Source organism: Escherichia sp. XD33 (genome assembly GCF_019375075.1).
GTDB classification, from domain to species: Bacteria; Pseudomonadota; Gammaproteobacteria; order Enterobacterales; family Enterobacteriaceae; genus Enterobacter; species Enterobacter flexneri_A.
On the sequence record NZ_JAENDM010000296.1, the window covers coordinates 1 to 635 of the forward strand.

Sequence of the window (635 nt, forward strand, 5' to 3'; positions counted from 1 at the left end):
GGTAGCTTAACCTTCGGGAGGGCGCTTACCACTTTGTGATTCATGACTGGGGTGAAGTCGTAACAAGGTAACCGTAGGGGAACCTGCGGTTGGATCACCTCCTTACCTTAAAGAAGCGTACTTTGCAGTGCTCACACAGATTGTCTGATGAAAAGTGAATAGCAAGGCGTTTACGCGTTGGGAGTGAGGCTGAAGAGAATAAGGCCGTTCGCTTTCTATTAATGAAAGCTCACCCTACACGAAAATATCACGCAACGCGTGATAAGCAATTTTCGTGTCCCCTTCGTCTAGAGGCCCAGGACACCGCCCTTTCACGGCGGTAACAGGGGTTCGAATCCCCTAGGGGACGCCACTTGCTGGTTTGTGAGTGAAAGTCGCCGACCTCAATATCTCAAAACAGACTGTTAAGTCTTGTTTGATATATTTGCTCTTTAAAAATCTGGATCAAGCTGAAAATTGAAACACTGAACAATGAAAGTTGTTCGTGAGTCTCTCAAATTTTCGCAACTCTGAAGTGAAACATCTTCGGGTTGTGAGGTTAAGCGACTAAGCGTACACGGTGGATGCCCTGGCAGTCAGAGGCGATGAAGGACGTGCTAATCTGCGATAAGCGTCGGTAAGGTGATATGAACCGT

The 635-nt window shown here is 47.4% G+C and carries 1 tRNA gene and 2 rRNA genes; all 3 read left to right on the forward strand.

What is annotated here, in order from left to right:
* Nucleotides 1-105, forward strand: a 16S ribosomal RNA gene (locus K0778_RS26875); the annotation flags it as partial.
* Between the two features lie 171 nt (nt 106-276).
* Nucleotides 277-352 (forward strand) — tRNA-Glu (locus K0778_RS26880).
* Nucleotides 353-536: 184 nt separating this feature from the next.
* A 23S ribosomal RNA gene (locus K0778_RS26885) occupies nt 537-635 on the forward strand; the annotation flags it as partial.